Source organism: Solwaraspora sp. WMMD791, from assembly GCF_029581195.1.
Lineage (GTDB): Bacteria > Actinomycetota > Actinomycetes > Mycobacteriales > Micromonosporaceae > Micromonospora_E.
On record NZ_CP120737.1, the window covers coordinates 686,092 to 703,912 of the forward strand.

Sequence of the window (17,821 nt, forward strand, 5' to 3'; positions counted from 1 at the left end):
ATGAGCAACCGGACCCGACCCCGGCGCCCCGCCGCGTCCCGCACCGCCGGCGCATCGAAGTCCCGACCGGTCACGGCATCGACGTCCCGCCAACTCGCCGTGCCGGCCCGGCGCATCGCTCCCGTGGTGATCGCGTTCGCGCTCGGCGCCCTGCTGGCCGGACCGATCGCCGCCGTGACCGCCGACAGCGGGCCGCCGACCGACGATCCGGTCGCGGTGCTGAGGGCGCAGGAGGCCGAACGCAACGCGGCGCAGATCGTCGAGCTGACCTCGTTGGCCCGGCAGATCCAGGGGAGTCTCGTTCCGGTGCTCGACGGGCTGGCCGAGGCGGTGCCCCCGGGGGCACCGCCAGGTCCGACCGCTACTCGGTCCGATGTGGAAGCATGGCAGGTGGTCACCGGCGACACGGTCGCGGTGTTCGCCAACCCGCCGTCCGGCGGCACCGGGGTCAACATCGCCCGCTCCGGCCTGGCCGCCTCGGTGCGCGCCCTCGACGCCGCCGTCGACACCTACGCGGCCGCGCTGGCCGGGCCACCGGACACCCGGGGGACCCTGCTGGAGCTCGCCGGCCGCCAGCGCGACATCGCCGTCGCCACCTGGTCGAGCGCGGCCACCCAGCTCGACGTACTCAACGTCGACGCCGGCAACGGCCACGTGCACATCTTCCTGCCGTCGGCGCCCGGGCAGGGCGCGTTGACCGCCGACGGCGCACCCGAGGGAGAGTGACGTGGCCAGGACATCGCGCTTGCCCCTATGGTGTTTCCGGCCGGCAGGCGCGATGGTGGTCCTGTCGGGAGTCGCATCCGCGACGCGTGGATCGTAGGCCTACCGGAGGGTCGATCGGGTGTTCAGCCGTATTGCCATCGTCAACCGTGGAGAAGCCGCGATGCGACTCATCCACGCTGTCCGGGAGTTGGCCGCCGAGACCGGGGCGAGAATCGAGACAGTCGCTCTGTACACCGATGTCGACCGTACCGCGACCTTCGTCCGCGAAGCGGACATCGCCTATGATCTCGGGCCGGCGTCCGCCCGTCCGTACCTCGATCTGACGGTCCTGGAGCGCGCCCTCGTGGCGACCGGGGCCGACGCCGCGTGGGTCGGCTGGGGGTTCGTCGCCGAGTCCCCGGCGTTCGCAGAGCTGTGCGAGAAGACCGGTGTCACCTTCATCGGGCCGAGCGCCCACGCCATGCGCCAGCTCGGCGACAAGATCGGTGCGAAGCTGATCGCCGAGGAGGTCGGCGTGCCGGTCGCGCCGTGGAGCCGGGGTGCGGTCGAGACCCTGGAGGCCGCGCTGACGGCGGCGAGTGACATCGGCTACCCGTTGATGCTGAAGGCGACCGCCGGCGGCGGCGGTCGCGGCATCCGGGTGGTCACCAACGAGGCCGAACTCGCCGACGCCTTCGAACGCACCAGCCAGGAGGCGGCCCGGGCGTTCGGCAGCGGTGTCGTGTTCCTGGAACGACTGGTCACCGGTGCCCGACACGTGGAGGTCCAGGTGATCGCCGACGGCCAGGGCACCGCCTGGGCGCTCGGGGTCCGCGACTGCTCGGTACAGCGGCGCAACCAGAAGGTCATCGAGGAGTCGGCGTCGCCGGTGCTCGACCCGGCGCAGGCCGCCGACCTCAAGGCGTCGGCCGAACGGCTGGCCGTCGCGGTCGGTTACCGGGGTGCGGCGACCGTGGAGTTCCTCTACCACCCGGGTGACCGCATGTTCGCGTTCCTCGAGGTCAACACCCGGCTGCAGGTCGAGCACCCGATCACCGAGGCGACCACCGGGTTCGACCTGGTCAAGGCGCAGCTGCACGTGGCGTCTGGCGGACGTCTCGAAGGTGAGCCGCCGCCCGAGCGCGGGCACGCCGTCGAGGCCCGGCTCAACGCCGAGGACCCCGACCGCGACTTCGCGCCGTCACCCGGCCGGATAGCCCGGCTGGACCTGCCCTCCGGGCCGGGTATCCGGGTCGACACCGGGGTCAGTGAGGGCGACACCATCCCCGCAGCCTTCGACTCCATGATCGCCAAGATCATCGCGTACGGACGGGACCGCGACGAGGCACTCGGCCGGCTGCGTCGCGCGATGGCGAACACCACCGTGATCATCGAAGGTGGTGCGACGAACAAGAGCTTCGTGCTCGACCTGCTCGACCAGCCCGAGGTGATCGACGCCAGCGCCGACACCGGCTGGATCGACCGGGTCCGCGGCGCGGGCCGGCTCGTCTCGCACCGGCACGTCGCCGTCGCGCTCGCCGCCGCTGCGATCGAGGGCTACGAGGCCGACGAACGGGTCGAACGGCAGCGCCTGCTGTCCACCGCGTCCGGCGGCCGCCCCCAGGTGCAGCACGCCAGCGGTCGACCGGTCGACCTCAAACTACGGGGCGTCGGCTACCGGGTGCGGGTGGCCCGCACCGGCGCGTACCGGTTCCGCGTCGGTATCGAAGCCGGCGACGCCGTGCACAGCGCCGACGTCGAGCTGGACCGCTTCGACCGGCACACCGGGCAGATCGTGGTCAACGGCAGCCGCCACCGCCTGGCCACCGGCACCCACGGGCCGATTCACCTGGTCGAGGTCGACGGGGTCACCCACCGGGTCAGCCGCGACGAGGGTGGGGTCCTGCGCGCACCGATGCCCGCGCTGGTCGTCGCCACCCCGGTGCAGGTCGGTGCCGAGATCGAGCCAGGTGCGCCGGTGCTGGTCCTGGAAGCCATGAAGATGGAGACGGTCCTGCGGGCGCCGTTCAAGGCCGTACTGAAGGAACTGGCCGTCTCGGTAGGCAACCAGGTCGAGGCCGGCGCGCCGCTGCTGCGCCTGGAACCGGTGGCCGACGACGACGCCACGGCGGCCGGCCCGGCCGCCGCCCCCGTCGAACTGGACATGCCCGTCGCGCCCGAGGCGACCCCGGCGCAGGAGCGTGCCCGGCGCGGCCAGGAGGACCTGCGTGGTCTGCTGCTCGGCTTCGACGTCGACCCGCACGACGACCGCCGGGTGCTCGAGGACTACCTCGTGGCGCGCCAGGTCGCCGCCGACGAGGGTGAACGGCCGCTGGCCGCCGAGATCGACCTGATCGAGGTCTTCGCCGACCTCGCCGAGTTGAGCCGTAACCGGCCGACCGACGGCGACGGTGCCGACGGCCACGTGCACAGCGACCGTGAGTACTTCCACACCTACCTGCAGAGCCTCGACGTCGAACGGGCCGGTCTGCCGGACGCCTTCCAGACCAAGCTGGCCAAGGCCCTGGGCCACTACGGTGTCACCGACCTGGAGCGCTCCGCCGATCTCGAAGCCGCCGTCTTCCGGATCTTCCTCGCACTGCAGCGGGCCGCTGCCGATGCCGGGGTCGTCGCCACCCTGCTGCGGGCGTGGCTGCGGGAGCCACCGCCCGGCCAACTGCTGCACGAGCCCGCCGGTCTCGCGCTGGAGCGGCTGGTGGCCGCCACCCAGGTCCGCTTTCCCGTCATCGCCGACCTTGCCCGTGGGGTGGTGTTCGCCTGGTTCGCTCAGCCCCTGCTGCGGCGCAACCGGGCCCGCGTCTATGCCAAGGTCCGCGCGCACCTGCGTCACCTGGACGCCCACCCGGACGCCCCGGACCGCGCCGCGCGCATCGCCGAGATGGTACGCAGTACGGAACCGCTGGTCCGGCTGCTCGGTCAACGGATCGTCCGGGACCACCTCGACAACGCGGTCATGCTGGAGGTGCTGACCCGGCGCTACTACGGCAACAAGGGCGTCGCCGCGATCCACGCGCACCAGGTCGCCGGGTGCACGTTCGTGGTCGCCGAACGTGCCGACTCGAGTGTGGTCACCGCCGCCGTGGGCATCGACACGCTCGGCGCCGCGCTCAGTGGGCTCGCCCAGTTGGCCACCGGGCAGGAATCCATCGACGCCGACATCTATCTCGCCTGGGAGAACCAGCCTGAGGACTTCGACGCCATGGCGGCGGCGCTGCTCGATGTCGTCGCGGCGCAGCCGTTGCCGCCCCAGATCCGTCGAGTGACCACCACCATCGCCGGTCGCGCCGGCGCGGTCATGCACCACCACTTCACGTTCCGCCCGTCGAGCCGGGGCATGGTCGAGGAACGGCTGATCCGTGGCCTGCACCCGTACATCGCCCAGCGGATGCAGCTGGAGCGGCTGCGCAAGTTCGACCTGACCCGGCTTCCGTCGTCGGACGAGGAGGTCTACCTCTTCCGGTGCGTCGCCCGGGAGAACTCCTCCGACGAGCGTCTCGTCGCGTTCGCCCAGGTGCGTGACCTGACCCAGCTGCGTGACCACGATGGACGTCTGGTCTCGCTGCCGACCACCGAGGACACCGTCGCGGCCTGCCTCGACTCGATCCGCCGGGTCCAGTCGCGGCGACCGTCGAAGACCCGCTTCACCACCAACCGGATCGTCATCTACGTCTGGCCGCCAAACGACCTGACCCGTGAGGAGATGGAGATGATCGCCGGGCGGGTACGCCCGACGACCACCGGGGCGGGGCTGGAGGAGATCCTGTTCATCGGGCGCCAGCGTGACCGGGCGACCGGCGAGCTGGTGAAGATCGCGGTACGGATCTCCTTCGACGCCACCGGCGGCGGCGCCGAACTGACCGTCGGTGAGCCGCCGGTCGAGCCGGTCGAGCCGCTGGACGACTACCGGTTGAAGGTGCTGCGGGCGAGCAGCCGCAACACGGTCTACCCGTACGAGCTGACCGGTCGTCTCGGTGACTTCGTCGAGTACGACCTCGACGATGCTCACACGCTGGTGCCGGTCGACCGGCCGAAGGGGCGCAACCGCGCGGCGATCGTCGCCGGGGTGGTCACCACCGTGACTTCCCGGCACCCGCAGGGCATCACCCGGGTCGTGCTGCTCGGTGATCCCACCAAGTCGCTCGGTGCCCTGTCGGAGCCGGAGTGCCGTCGGATCATCGCGGCCCTGGACCTGGCCGAGCGGATGCAGGTGCCGCTGGAGTGGTACGCGCTGTCCGCCGGGGCCCGCATCTCGATGGAGTCGGGCACCGAGAACATGGACTGGGTCGCCGCCGCGCTCAAGCGGATCGTCGAGTTCACCCAGGCCGGCGGCGAGATCAACATCGTGGTCGCGGGTATCAACGTCGGAGCCCAGCCGTACTGGAACGCCGAGGCGACGATGCTCATGCACACCAAGGGCATCCTGGTGATGACGCCGGACTCGGCGATGGTGCTCACCGGCAAGCAGTCGCTGGACTTCTCTGGTGGCGTCTCCGCCGAGGACAACTTCGGCATCGGCGGCTACGACCGGGTGATGGGCCCGAACGGGCAGGCACAGTACTGGGCGCCTAACCTGACCGCCGCGCGGGACGTGCTGCTGGCCCATTACGACCACACGTACGTCGTGCCGGGGGAGTCGCGACCCCGGCGCGCGGCCACCACCGACCCCGTCGACCGGGACATCTCCACCTTCCCGCACACGGTGGCCGGCAGTGACTTCACCACAGTCGGCGAGATCTTCTCCGCCGCCGCCAACCCCGATCGCAAGAAGCCGTTCGACATCCGGACCGTGATGCGGGCACTGGCCGACCAGGACCACCCGGTGCTGGAACGCTGGGCGGGGATGGCCGACGCCGACACCGCCGTGGTGCAGGACGTCCATCTCGGTGGCGTACCGGTATGTCTGCTCGGCATCGAGTCACGTACGGTGCCCCGGCGTGGTTTCCCGCCCACCGACGGTCCGGACACCTACACCGCCGGCACGCTGTTCCCGCAGTCGTCGAAGAAGGCCGCGCGGGCGATCAACGCGGCCAGTGGCAACCGACCACTGGTGGTGCTGGCCAACCTGTCCGGCTTCGACGGCTCGCCCGAGTCGATGCGCAAGCTGCAACTCGAGTACGGTGCCGAGATCGGCCGGGCGATCGTCAACTTCCGAGGGCCGATCGTGTTCTGCGTGATCTCGCGGTACCACGGTGGCGCCTTCGTGGTCTTCTCGAAGGCGTTGAACCCCAACATGACGGTGCTCGCGCTGGAAGGTTCGTTCGCCTCGGTCCTCGGTGGTGCCCCCGCCGCCGCCGTCGTGTTCTCCGGCGAGGTGGACGCCCGAACGGCCCGCGACCCCCGGGTGCGTGACCTGGAGGCCCGGGTGGCCGCCGCGTCCGGCACCGACCGCGCCGCGCTGACCGCCGAGCTCGACGAGTTCCGTTCGTCGGTACGGGCGGAGAAGCTGGGCGAGGTGGCCACGGAGTTCGACCGGATCCACAACATCGCCCGCGCCGTCGAGGTCGGCTCGGTGGACGCCGTCATCAGCGCCGCCGAGCTGCGTCCGCGCATCATCGCCACCATCGAGGCCCACCTGGGCTGAGTGCGGTGGCCCGCCGGGTCGCGGGTCGACCGGCGCGCCGGCCGACCACGGCCGTCCGGTTCCGACAGCCACGTTGCTGCCGGAACCGGACGGCCGCGCCGACCAGATGCAGCCGGACGGCCGCGCTGCGGACCGTCGCCTACCTGTTCATCGCTGCGCCGCCTACAGCGGAAGGACCAGTTCTTGCCGGCACCGAACCGGTACCCGATACCGGCGCCGCCCCCCGCGCGGCTGAGCATCCTGGCGCGCCCGCGCGGCGGCGACTGGCTCGACGACGAGCTGAGCGCCGCCCGGACCGCCGGCGTCGACGTACTGGTCAGCCTGCTCACCTCGGCCGAGCGTGACGAACTCGACCTGGCCGACGAGCCCGCTGCGGCGATCCGGGCCGGACTCGAGTTCCACGCGTTCGAGATCGCCGACCTCGGCGTGCCGGACCCCCACGCCATCCGGCCGCTGCTCGACCTGCTCGCGACCGAGCTTCGTGCCGGCCGGCACGTCGCGGTGCACTGCCGCGCCGGCATCGGCCGGTCCTCGTTGATCACCGTCGCCCTGCTGACCCGGCTCGGCGTCGATACCGAGCAGGCCTGGAACGTGATCGCCCACGCCCGGGGAGTGCCCGTGCCCGAGACCGCGCAGCAGCGACGCTGGCCGTCGGCCGACCGGCACGCTGGTCGCGGTCAGATCGGGAACTGACCGCGACGCCAGTGCCAGTGCCGGCCGGCGGTGAGATGGTCGAGCACCGCGCGTTGCAGCACGGTGCGGCGCGGCAGCGCGTCCAGCGGCGTGGTCAGCGTACGGAACACGAACCGCAGCACCTCGACGTCGGCGTCCGGCCCATCGGACTCCGCGTAGGGCTCCAGCTCGAACCGGCGCTGGAATCTGACGATGTTCGAATCCGCCGGCAGGTACTCCCGCAGTTGCGGGTCGAGCAGCCACGACCCGCAGGCGAACGCGGTGTACCGCTCGTCGGGGAAGTGGCGGGGAAAGAACACCCGCGCCGCGTCGAGCGACGTGTCGACGGCCGCCGGAGTCAACGGCCCCGCGTCGGGGACGTGCAGGTCGATGACAGTGTCGCCCCGCTGGTGCTGCAGCCGGCCCAGCTCGTAGAGGCCGCCGCGGGCGTGCAACGTCAGCCAGGCCTGCATGACCGGCCAGCCCTCGCCGTGCATCCGCCGGTCGATCGTCAGGTTGCGGCCCAGGTCCGCCAGGGTCACCCAGGACACGTCATCGGCGATGCCGTGGTCGCGGTGGTACGCCCGGACCACGTCGACCATCGCCAGGTACGCGTAGACGTAGAGATGCCGCCAGGCGGGTCCCCGCTCGCGCGGCAGCTCCGGCCCGGGTGGCAGCCAGCCGTAGCCACCGAGGTCGGCCCGGACCAGGGCGGTCGACCGGTCGAGCAGCCAGCGCAGCTCGGGGGTCCACAGTGCGGAGTCAGGATCGGGCCAACCGGCCACGATCTCGGCGGCGTCGTCCGGCCGTACCGTGAGCCGGTCGAGGACCACGGCCGCGTCGGCTCTGGCCGGCAGGGGCACCGACGGCCGGTCGCCGGCGAGCCGGTGTACGCGGTCGACCTCCGCGACGGGCACCCCGAGCCGATTGGCGATATCGTCCAGATCCACGGTGCCGACGCTACCGGTGAACGGGTCGTCGGTGACAGGTCGGGTGACTGGCCCGGCCCCGTTCGACGCCGTACTCTGACGCCCGGAGATCCCGGGACGTCCGATCGGGTAGGGTCTCCGCAACAAACCTTCCGACTGGGCGGTAGGATTTCCTGGGCGCTGAGCAGAAGCGGGAAGCGGAGGCGACAGATGGCTCGTGCGATATCCAACCGCCCGGGGGCGGCCCGACGCCGGCAACGCTGGGCTGACGGCTACGACCCGGAGAACACCCGCAAGTCGTTGATCACCAGCGCGTTGGAGCTGTTCGAGCGTCGTGGGTTCGACCGGACGTCGGTGCAGGAGATCGCCGACCAGGCTGGGCTCACGAAAGGTGCTTTCTACCATCACTTCGAGAGCAAGGACGACCTGCTGCGGCACATCCAGGAGGAGTACCTGGAGGCGCAGCTGTCCGCGATCCAGCGGATCGAGTCGGACAACGACGACCCGAAGGCGCGGGTAGCGGAGCTCATCCGGTTCAGTCTGACCAGCGTGGCCGAGTACCGCGCCCACGTGACGATCTTCTATCAGGAGCGGCGGTATCTCGCCGGTGACATGTTCGCCGAGGTCAGCCGCAAGCGTGACCTGGTGGAAACGGCCTTCGCCGCAATGATCCAGGACGGCATCGCCCGTGGGGTCTTCCGTACGGACGTGGACGCGCGGATCGTCACCTTCGGCCTCGTGGGCATGTGCGCCTGGGCGTACCAGTGGCTCAACGTCGACGGTCCGCTCAGCATCGACGAAGTCGCGCGCCAGTTCAGCGTGATGGTGCTCGACGGTCTCTGCTGAGCCGGTCGAAAGCGGTCACCCGGCCAGCAGCGCGCGGGCCATCACGATCCGTTGCACCTGGTTGGTGCCCTCGTAGATCTGGGTGATCTTCGCGTCGCGCATCATGCGTTCCACCGGGAAGTCACGGGTGTAGCCGTAGCCCCCGAGCAGCTGAACGGCATCGGTGGTGATCTTCATGGCCGCGTCGGAGGCGAAGCACTTCGCGGCCGCGCCGAAGTAGGTGAGATCCGGCTCGTCGCGTTCGGACTTGCCGGCTGCCGCGTACGTCAGCTGCCGCGCGGCCTCCAGTGTCATACCCATGTCGGCGAGGATGAACTGGACGCCCTGGAAGTCGGCGATCGATCGGCCGAACTGCTGTCGCTGCCGGACGTAACCGAGTGCGAAGTCGAGAGCGCCCTGGGCGATACCCAGTGCCTGGGCGGCGATGGTGACGCGGGTGTGGTCCAGGGTCCGCATCGCCGTCGCGAAGCCCGTTCCCGGTGCGCCGATGATCCGGTCGTCCGGGATGCGGACGTTGTCGAGATACACCTCGCGGGTCGGGGAGCCCTTGATGCCGAGCTTCCTCTCCGGTACGCCGAAGCTGACGCCCGGGTCGGATCTCTCCACGACGAACGCGGAGATCCCGCGTGCGCGTGCCGTCGGGTCGGTGACGGCGAAGACCGTGTAGTACTCGCTCAGTCCGGCGTTGGTGATCCAGCGCTTGACCCCGTTGAGCACCCAGGTGTCGCCGTCGCGCTCGGCGCGGGTCCGCATGCCTGCCGCGTCGCTGCCGGCGTCCGGCTCGGACAGACAATAGGAGAACATCGCCTCGCCACGGGCCACCGGCGGAAGGTACCGCTGTTTGAGGTGCTCGTCGGCGGCGAGCAGTAGCGGCATGGTGCCGAGCTTGTTGCCGGCCGGGATCAGCGAGGAGGTGGCGCAGGCCCGGGCGACCTCTTCGATGACGATCGCGGTGGCGAGTGCGTCCGCACCGGCCCCGCCGTACTGGACCGGGATGTGCGGGGCGTGGAAGTCGGCCGCCCGCAACGCGTCGTAGGAGGCCCCGGGGAATTCGGCCGTCTCGTCGGCGGCGGCTGCGTGCGGGGCGACCTTGTCGTCGCACACCGCGCGTACGGCGTCCCGTACGGCCCTGTGCTCCTCGGGCAGCTGGTAGGCCTCGAACACCTGTGACCTCCTCGTCCGGCATCGGCACGGTCACAATACCATCCGGTCGGAATGTTGGTATCCTCATGCTGGCCCGGTCGCCCACGGCGGGTGCGGTGTGTCGGCGTGGGTCCGTGGCCCCCGTCCGACGACCCGAGGAGTGACCTGACCATGCGAACCGCGTCGCGTACGACCGTAGGTGTCCCGAGTGATCTGCTCGACCTGGTCGGCGAAGAGCTGGGGGTCAGTGAAGCGCAGGTGGTGACCCAACGGCAGATCGACCAGTTCGCTGAGGTGACCGGGGACCACCAGTGGATCCATGTCGATGTCGAGCGGGCGCGGTCCGGGCCGTTCGGGACGACGATCGTGCACGGTTTCCTGACCCTGGCGCTCGTGCCGCGCCTGCTCGCGGACATCCTCGAGGTGCGGAGCTTCTCGATGGGGGTCAACTACGGCCTGGACCGCGTCCGGTTCGTCGCACCGTTGCCACCCGACGTGCCGGTCCAGGGGGTCGCGACACTGGTGTCCGCGCGGGCGATCGACGCCGTACCCGGTGCCGGTGCCGGCGTGCAGGCCAAGGCCTCGGTGGCGGTCGAGTTCGTGGACGGCTCGACACCCTGCTGCGTGGCGGAGATCCTGTTCCGGTACTACTCCTGAGCGGGTACCACGCGCGCGCCGCGCCGACGGCTGTTCCCGGCGGTCAATCGGGCGCAGCGCTCGACGGGTTGACGAACTGGCCCCGGTAGAACGACAACGCCGGGACGTTCGTAGGCTTCAGGTGCACGTGGTCGACATCGAGCAGGATGATCACGTGGTCGCCGCTGGTGATCACGTGATCGCGGCGTCCGGCGAGGATCGCCGGTGTGCCGGTCAGCACCGGGACGCCGTCCGGACCGGGTGCCCAGGAGACCCCCGCGAGTTTCTCGGTGCCGGTCAGTCCCGAGGTGGCGAACCGGCGCGCCACGTCCTCCTGGTCACGGCTGAGAATGTGGATGGCGATCCGCTCGGCGGCCACCAGGGTCGCGAAGCTCGACGAGGAGCTGGTCACACAGAACAGCACCTTCGCCGGCCGGAGCGAGACCGAGGTGAACGAATTGACGGTCAGCGCGGCCACGTTGCCCTGCGCGGTGACGGCGGTGACGGCGGTGACGCCAGTGGGGAAGTGACCGCACACCTGGCGGAACTGGGTGGAGTCGAACAAGGGCTCGGCCGTCATCGGGTCACCGCCTGGGGGAGGAGTCGTGCCCGGGGCGAAGGCCGCCGTCGAGCTGGATGAGGCAGAGCGTGTGACCGCCGGGATCCTTCACCAGGTGCAGCGGTCCGTACGGGCTCTCGACCGGGCCGACGGTCGGCGTCCCGCCGAGCGCGCAGACCTGGGACAGCGCCTGAGGAAGGCAGGCCACGGCGAAGTAGGTGATCCATTTCGCCGGGATCAGGTTCGGCCATTCGTTGTCGAGGGCGAGGACGCCGGCGACCGCGACGTCGTCGAGCATCAGCAGGGTGTACGGGCGGGCGGTGGGCGTGTCGCCGGTGCGGCGGGTGGCGTAGCCGAACAGGGACCGGTAGTAGGTCACCGACTCGGCTGGCTCCCCCGTGTCCAGCTCGTTCCAGCACAGTGCGCCGACCGAGTTGAGCATCTGGACTCCGGAGCGTGACTCGCCCTGGTAGAGGCCGAACGCGGCACCGAACGGATCGATGACCACGGCACCCGTACCGGCGGCCGGCAGGTAGCGCGGCCGGGTGACGAGCTCGCCGCCGAGCGCGACCGCCCGAGCGGCGGAGCGGCTCACGTCGTCGACCGCGAAGTAGACGATCCAGCCCCGGGGCCGACCGCCGTGCAGGGCGGCGGCGTTCGAGATGCCGGCCACGTCGCGCCCGTCGATGCCGCACATCCGGTACGTGGTGGCCCCGAGCCGTTCGGAGCGGACCGTCCAGCCCAGCAGCGCGCGGTAGAAGGGTTCGACCCTGTCCGGATCGGGGGTGGACAACTCCACCCAGACGGCCTCGCCAGGCCGGAACCGTCGGTTCATCCGGACGCTCCTCGGGTGGCGACTCCGGCGACGATGGTGTGGGCCGAGACGTCGTAGGCATGATCGGGACCGCCGGTGGCCAGGCTGGACTCGACGACCTCGACCACCGCCCGTAGCGTGCGGCCGGGTACGGCGAGCAACGACTCGACCAGGGCCTCGACCGCACGGTCGAGGTCGTCGTCGGCGACGACTCCGGCGACCAGTCCCCAGGCGAGCAGCTGGTCGGCCGTCGCCGTGGCGACTCCGGTCAGCAGGTGGTAGGCCAGTGAACGAGGGAGCGCCTGGGCGATGGTGTGGCCGACGCCAGCGGGGGCGAAACCGTAGCGGGCCTCAGGCAGCGACAGGCTGGCGCTGGCGGCGGCGATCGGCAGGTGCACGGCGTCGAGCAGGCCGGCGCCGAAGCCGATCACGCGTCCCCGTACCGGGGCGACGACCGGCACCGGAAGCCGCCGGATCCGCCGTAGCGCGGCGTCGCTGGCGCGCAGGCCGGCGGCGACCGCCTCGGGTGACCTGTCGGCCAGCCCGGCGAACGCCGAGGTGTCCCAGCCGCCGCAGAAGTGCCGTCCGGCCATCTCGAGATGGACGACCGCGCAGGTATCGTCGCCCGCGGCGGCTTCCAGCGCGCGGACGAGTTCGCCCAACGTCGTGTCGTCGAGGCAGTTGCCGCGGGCCGCGTTGTCGTAGCGCACCTGGATGAGGCGTCCGTTGTGCCGTGGCGTGAGGGTGAGGTCCACCCGACGAATCATACATACCGGTCGGTATGAAAACAACGTCCCTGGTCGGCTGGGCTTTGTCACGCGAATGTCATAGTCGAGATACCCGGTGGAACCGTTGACTTGATACCGGCTGGTCGGTACTTTGTGGCGAACGTCACCGGCACGTCACGCGGTGGCATGAACGGGTCCATCGCTGTGAAGGACACCCCGATGATCATGAAATCCCCGCTCCTCCGGCGGTCCCTCGTGGCGGCCGCCACCATCACCGTCGCGAGCGTCAGCCTCACCGCCTGCGGTGGCACTGATTCCACCGAGACCGGATCCTCCGGCCCGACTGTCATCCGCGCGCTGCTCGCGGCCCAGCCAGCCACCCTCGACCCGATCGTCGGGGCACGCTCCGCCCAGATCGTCTGGGCCACGATGCTCGAACCGTTGATCGACACCGACTCCGCCCTCGCCCCGACCGACACCGGCCTCATCACCGACTGGGCCCGTACCGATGCGACGACCTGGACGTTCACGGTCCGCCCCGACATCAGCTTCAGCAACGGCGAGAAGGCCGACGCCGCCGCGGTCGCGAACACCATCACCCTCACCCGTGACACCGAGGCGTCACCGCTGAAGTCCTACTTCAGCAACGTCACCTCGATCGAGGCCACCGACGACACGACCGTCGTGCTCACCACCGGCACGCCGCAGTACAACATCCCCGATCTGCTCACCACGGTCTACCTGGTGCCGCCGGCCTACTACCAGGAGCAGGGATCCGAGGGCTTCGCTGCCGCACCGGTCGGCACCGGGCCGTACGTGTGGGCCGGCGCCAACGCGGGCCGCGACATCTCGGTCACCGCGAACTCCGACTACTGGGGCGAGGCGCCGGTGAACGGCGGCATCACCTTCACCTGGGCCAACGAGGCCGCGCAACGTCTTGCGTTGATCCAGAGCAACAGTGTCGACATCGCCTTCGACCTCCCACCGGCCCAGGCGCAGACAGCCGAGGCGGCCGGCGTCGAGGTGGTCAGCACCGAGACCGCGATGAAGATCATCGCCTTCCTCGACTCGACCAAGGAACCGTTCGACGACCCACAGCTGCGCGAGGCCGCCGCCCTGGCCATCGACCGCGACGCGATCGTCAGCGGCATCTTCGACGGCCAGGCCGCCGCCGACGCGGGCCTGCTCAACGTCCGGCCCGGCCAGCAACCGCAGGACAGTGTCACCGCCGATCCGGCGAGGGCCGAACAACTCGTCGGGGACGCGGCCCCGGCCGTGCAGATCACCTACCCGGCGGCGCAGTACACCAACATCGAAGAGGTCGCCCAGGCCGTCGGCGGCAGCCTCGAACAGGCAGGCTTCACCGTCACCTACGAACCGCTGGACTACGGAACATTGGTCCAACGGATCATCGGACGGCAGGTTCCCGGTATCGCCATCTTCGCCGGGGTTCCCAACGTCGCGGTGCCGGACTACTTCGTCAGCGGTTTCATGAAGACCGCGTCGCTGACCGGCAACTGTCCCGACCCACAGATCGACCAACTCGCCCAGCAGGCCCTCGAACAGGACAGCGCCGAACAGGCCGCTCCCATCTACGAGCAGCTCAACACCATCGGTGTGGTCGAGAAGCACTGCTACGTCCCGCTCTACCGGCAGATCTTCAACTACGCGACCGGTCCCGGTGTCACCGGCGTCGAGTTCGGTCCGCTGAACACCGTGGACTTCACGAAGACGACCCGCTGACGATGGCCGAGGTAGTGCAGGCGGGGGTGCCGGGTGACCGGCACCCCCGCACCCCGGACACCGACACCGCCGTACTGGTGGTCGACGACCTGGTGGTCGAACACCGCGACCGCCGCACGGGGACGGTCCTGCGCGCCGTCGACGGTGTGTCGTTGCGGATCGGCGCGGGCGAGAGCGTCGCCGTCGTCGGCGAGTCGGGATCCGGCAAGACGACCCTCGCGATGGCGGCGACCGGGCTGGGCGCCCGTGGTGTCGGGGCCATCCGGCTGCTCGGGCACGAACTCTCCTCGACCGGTCGGGCGCAGCTGCGGCGGCTGCGACCGGAGGTGCAGGTGGTGTTCCAGGATCCGCACGGATCGCTCGACCCCCGGCAGTCGGTCCGCTCCGGGCTACGGGAACTCCGCAGGCTGCAACCCGAGCGCACCTCCTGGATCACCGACACCGACCTGCTCGACCGGGTCCGGCTCGCGCCGCAGATCCTGGACCGCTTCCCGCACCAGCTCTCCGGTGGCCAGGCCCAGCGGGTCTGCATCGCCCGGGCGCTGCTCATGCGGCCACGGCTGATCGTCGCCGACGAGCCGACCTCCGGACTCGACGTCTCGGTGCAGGCCGACGTGCTGGCGCTGCTGACCGAGATCCGCCGCAGCACCGGCGCGGCCCTGTTGATGATCAGTCATGATCTCGCCGTCGTCCGGTCCGTCTGCGATCTTGTGCACGTCATGTGCCACGGCCGCGTCGTCGAGTCCGGGCCCTGCGAGAAGGTCTTCGTCGCCCCCGAGCACGACTACACGCGCGAACTGCTCGCCGCGATGCCCGGCGCGCGCTGGAGGTCCCGCCGATGAAGACCACCACCGTACGGCGCGTCGGCAGCCGGCTCGCGTCACTGCTCGCCTCGCTGCTCATCGCGCTCAGCCTGGCCTTCGCACTCGGCCGGCTCTCCGGCGATCCGACCGTTGCCATTCTCGGCCCGATGGCCACCCCGGAGCAGCGTGACGCGCTGCGCCACGAACTCGGGCTCGACCTGCCGCTGGTCGTGCAGTACCTCGACTACCTCAAGGGCATTCTCACCGGTGACCTCGGTCAGTCGCTGCAGTTCTATCAGGCCAACACCGCGCTGATCGCCGACCGGCTGCCGTTCACCCTGCAACTGGTCGCCGCCGGCATGGCGCTCGCCGTACTCGTCGGCGTGCCGCTCGGAGTGCTGGCCGCGACCCGGGAGGGCACCTGGTGGGACCGCGCCGCGTCCACTCTCGCCCTGCTCGGCCAGTCGGTGCCCGTCTTCTGGTTCGGCATGATGCTGGTGGCGCTGTTCGCCGTGAACCTCGGTTGGCTGCCCGCCGGCCAGTCCGGCACCGTGCGACATCTGGTCCTGCCCGCCGTCACCATGTCGGTGTACCCGATGGCGCAGATCGCCCGGCTCACCAGGGCGTCGATGGCTGAGGCGCTGGCCGAGCCGTACATCGACTCCGCCCGTGCCCGAGGACTACGCGGGCGGCAGGTCGTCTGGCGGCACGCGTTCAAGAACGCCATGATGCCGATCCTGACCATCGTCGTACTGCAGACCGGCATCCTGCTCTCCGGCGCGGTCGCGATCGAGTACGTCTACTCCTGGCCCGGTCTCGGTCAGCTCGCGCTGCAGGCCATCCAGTTCCGTGACTTTCCGCTCGTCCAGGCGATCGTCGTCTTCGGCGCCCTGACGTTCGTCCTGCTGAACCTGGTCGTCGACGTGATCCACTCCGCCGTCGACCCGAGGGTGAGGTGACGGCCGTGAGCAGATCGGATCTCCAACCGGTGCCGACGACGCAAGCGCCCCGACGCCCGGTACGGCGCGCCCGGACCTCGGTCTTCTGGCTCGCCCTGCCGCTCGTGGTGGTCGCCGGTCTGGTCCTGGTGCTGCCACTGACCGGGCTGCTGCCGGAGGCCGGGCAGGATCTGGCCGCGACCCGACGGCCGCCCGCCTTCCTCGACGGCGGTTCCTGGGCACATCCGCTGGGCACCGACAAGCTCGGCCAGGACGTACTCACCCAGTTCGTCTCCGCAGGCCGGCTGACCATCCTGATCGGCCTGGTCGGCGCCCTGGTCGCGATCGGCCCCGGCACCCTGCTCGGCATGTTGGCCGGCTACTTCCGTGGCGGGGTCGACCGGGTCATCTCGGTGCTCATCGACGCCCAGCTGGCGCTGCCGTTCATCCTGGTCGCGCTCGCGATCATCTCGAACCGGGGCAGCTCCCTGCCGGTGCTGTTCCTGGTGCTGGCGCTGACCGGCTGGGCGGTCTGTGCCCGGGTCACCCGCTCAGCGACCCTGGCGATCCGGGAGCGTCAGTTCGTGACCGGTCTGCGCGCGGCCGGCGCGTCGGAGACGCTGATCGTCCTGCGGCACGTCCTGCCCAACCTCGCCGGTACGGTCGTCGCGCTCGGCACCCTTCAGGTCGGTACGGCGATCCTGGTCGAGAGCGCGTTGAGCTTCCTCGGTCTCGGCGTACCACCGCCGAGTGTCAGCTGGGGCTCCATGCTCGCCTCCGGTCAGGACGAGCTCAGCCAGGCCTGGTGGATCGCGCTGTTCCCCGGGCTCGCCATCACCCTGCTGGTGCTGCTGGTCAACCTGTTGGGCGACGCGCTGCTCACCCACCACGACCCACGGAAGAGGCACCGATGACCGCGCTGCTGACCGTCGCGGGCCTGACCGTCGCCGCCCGTCTGACCGGGGACGACCTGCTGCTGCTCGACGACGTGCACCTCGACGTCGGTCGCGGTCAGATCGTCGGCGTCGTCGGCGAGTCCGGCAGCGGCAAGACCACCCTCGCCCGCACCGTCGTCGGGCTGCTCGAGCGCAACGTCCAAGTGACGGGGGGCGCTGTCACGCTCGCCGGTGAGGTGGTCGTGGCGTCCGGGATCGACCGGACCGACCGGGTGCGGGGCCGTGCCATCGGCATGGTCTTCCAGGACGCGTCACGTTCGCTGAACCCGCTGATGAAGATCCGCACCCAGCTCGCGGAGGTGCTGCGCCGGCACGTGGCGGGCATCAGCCGGGCGGAGGTCGAGCGGCGTTCGGTGGAGGTCCTGGGACAGATGCGCATCGGTGACCCGGCCCGGGTGCTGAACAGTTACCCGCACCAGCTCTCCGGCGGGCTGCGCCAACGGGTCGCGATCGGGCTGGCCGTCGTCACCCGTCCCTCGTTGGTGATCGCCGACGAATGCACCACCGCCCTCGACGTCACGACCCAGACCAAAGTGGTCAGCCTGTTCCGCACCCTGGTCGACGAACTCGGCATCGGGCTGCTCTTCGTCACCCACGACCTGATGCTCGCCAGTGACATCTGTGACCGGATCGCGGTGATGAGCGGCGGACGGGTCGTCGAACAGGGCGCCGCCCTGCAGGTGCTGGAGCAGCCGCAACAGGAGTACACGCGGCGACTGCTCGCCGCCATCCCCTCGTGGAGCTGAA

Annotated in this window: 15 protein-coding genes; 10 read left to right on the plus strand and 5 right to left on the minus strand. The window is 70.4% G+C overall.

Annotated features, from left to right (window positions below; genetic code table 11):
• From O7623_RS02950 to O7623_RS02960, 3 genes are all read left to right on the plus strand, one after another.
• Positions 1-726, plus strand: coding sequence for a hypothetical protein (locus O7623_RS02950; RefSeq protein WP_282227034.1), 726 nt, complete (start codon positions 1-3; stop codon positions 724-726).
• Between the two features lie 118 nt (positions 727-844).
• The gene (locus O7623_RS02955; RefSeq protein ID WP_282227035.1) at positions 845-6,307 is read left to right on the plus strand and encodes a carboxyl transferase domain-containing protein; all 5,463 of its coding nucleotides are present in this window, start codon (positions 845-847) and stop codon (positions 6,305-6,307) included.
• A 183-nt stretch (positions 6,308-6,490) separates the two neighbouring features.
• Positions 6,491-7,000, plus strand: a complete 510-nt coding sequence (locus tag O7623_RS02960; protein WP_282227036.1) for a dual specificity protein phosphatase family protein — start codon at positions 6,491-6,493, stop codon at positions 6,998-7,000.
• Here O7623_RS02960 and O7623_RS02965 read toward each other — a convergent pair.
• Complete coding sequence (locus tag O7623_RS02965) at positions 6,985-7,929, minus strand: acyltransferase domain-containing protein (RefSeq protein ID WP_282227037.1); 945 nt, start codon at positions 7,927-7,929, stop codon at positions 6,985-6,987. The genes O7623_RS02960 and O7623_RS02965 overlap by 16 nt on opposite strands.
• Positions 7,930-8,118: 189 nt before the next feature.
• On the opposite strand from O7623_RS02965, the gene O7623_RS02970 reads away from it, so the two are divergent.
• A complete protein-coding gene (locus O7623_RS02970) occupies positions 8,119-8,754 on the plus strand; it encodes a TetR/AcrR family transcriptional regulator (RefSeq protein ID WP_282227038.1) in 636 nt (211 codons plus the stop codon).
• Positions 8,755-8,769: 15 nt separating this feature from the next.
• Here O7623_RS02970 and O7623_RS02975 read toward each other — a convergent pair whose 3' ends face one another.
• Positions 8,770-9,918: an acyl-CoA dehydrogenase family protein gene (locus tag O7623_RS02975; RefSeq protein WP_282227039.1), complete on the minus strand. Its 1,149-nt coding sequence runs from the start codon at positions 9,916-9,918 to the stop codon at positions 8,770-8,772.
• A gap of 150 nt (positions 9,919-10,068) precedes the next feature.
• Here O7623_RS02975 and O7623_RS02980 point away from each other — a divergent pair, with 150 nt between their 5' ends.
• Positions 10,069-10,554, plus strand: a complete 486-nt coding sequence (locus O7623_RS02980; protein WP_282227040.1) for a MaoC family dehydratase — start codon at positions 10,069-10,071, stop codon at positions 10,552-10,554.
• A 43-nt stretch (positions 10,555-10,597) separates the two neighbouring features.
• Here the strand turns inward: O7623_RS02980 and O7623_RS02985 are convergent, their stop codons facing one another.
• The 3 genes from O7623_RS02985 to O7623_RS02995 are packed head-to-tail and all read right to left on the minus strand — an operon-like array spanning position 10,598 to position 12,661.
• Positions 10,598-11,113 carry a flavin reductase family protein gene (locus O7623_RS02985; protein WP_282227041.1) on the minus strand — a complete coding sequence of 172 codons (516 nt, stop codon included), beginning with the start codon at positions 11,111-11,113 and terminating at the stop codon, positions 10,598-10,600.
• A 4-nt stretch (positions 11,114-11,117) separates the two neighbouring features.
• A complete protein-coding gene (locus O7623_RS02990; RefSeq protein ID WP_282227042.1) occupies positions 11,118-11,927 on the minus strand; it encodes a VOC family protein in 810 nt (269 codons plus the stop codon).
• Positions 11,924-12,661, minus strand: a complete 738-nt coding sequence (locus tag O7623_RS02995) for an enoyl-CoA hydratase/isomerase family protein (RefSeq protein WP_282227043.1) — start codon at positions 12,659-12,661, stop codon at positions 11,924-11,926. The genes O7623_RS02990 and O7623_RS02995 overlap by 4 nt, the downstream gene beginning before the upstream one ends.
• A 198-nt stretch (positions 12,662-12,859) precedes the next feature.
• Here O7623_RS02995 and O7623_RS03000 point away from each other — a divergent pair, with 198 nt between their 5' ends.
• Genes O7623_RS03000 through O7623_RS03020 form a run of 5 tightly spaced genes read left to right on the plus strand, consistent with a single transcriptional unit; the run spans position 12,860 to position 17,820 of the window.
• Positions 12,860-14,377 carry an ABC transporter substrate-binding protein gene (locus tag O7623_RS03000; protein WP_282227044.1) on the plus strand — a complete coding sequence of 506 codons (1,518 nt, stop codon included), beginning with the start codon at positions 12,860-12,862 and terminating at the stop codon, positions 14,375-14,377.
• A 2-nt stretch (positions 14,378-14,379) separates the two neighbouring features.
• Positions 14,380-15,219, plus strand: a complete 840-nt coding sequence (locus tag O7623_RS03005; protein ID WP_282227045.1) for an ABC transporter ATP-binding protein — start codon at positions 14,380-14,382, stop codon at positions 15,217-15,219.
• Positions 15,216-16,139, plus strand: coding sequence for an ABC transporter permease (locus tag O7623_RS03010; RefSeq protein WP_282227046.1), 924 nt, complete (start codon positions 15,216-15,218; stop codon positions 16,137-16,139). Before O7623_RS03005 ends, O7623_RS03010 begins: the two co-directional genes overlap by 4 nt.
• A 5-nt stretch (positions 16,140-16,144) precedes the next feature.
• The gene (locus tag O7623_RS03015; RefSeq protein WP_282227047.1) at positions 16,145-17,032 is read left to right on the plus strand and encodes an ABC transporter permease; all 888 of its coding nucleotides are present in this window, start codon (positions 16,145-16,147) and stop codon (positions 17,030-17,032) included.
• Positions 17,029-17,820 (plus strand): ABC transporter ATP-binding protein, encoded by a 792-nt coding sequence (locus O7623_RS03020; protein ID WP_282227048.1) that lies wholly within the window; start codon positions 17,029-17,031, stop codon positions 17,818-17,820. The genes O7623_RS03015 and O7623_RS03020 overlap by 4 nt, the downstream gene beginning before the upstream one ends.
• Position 17,821: the final 1 nt, after the last annotated feature.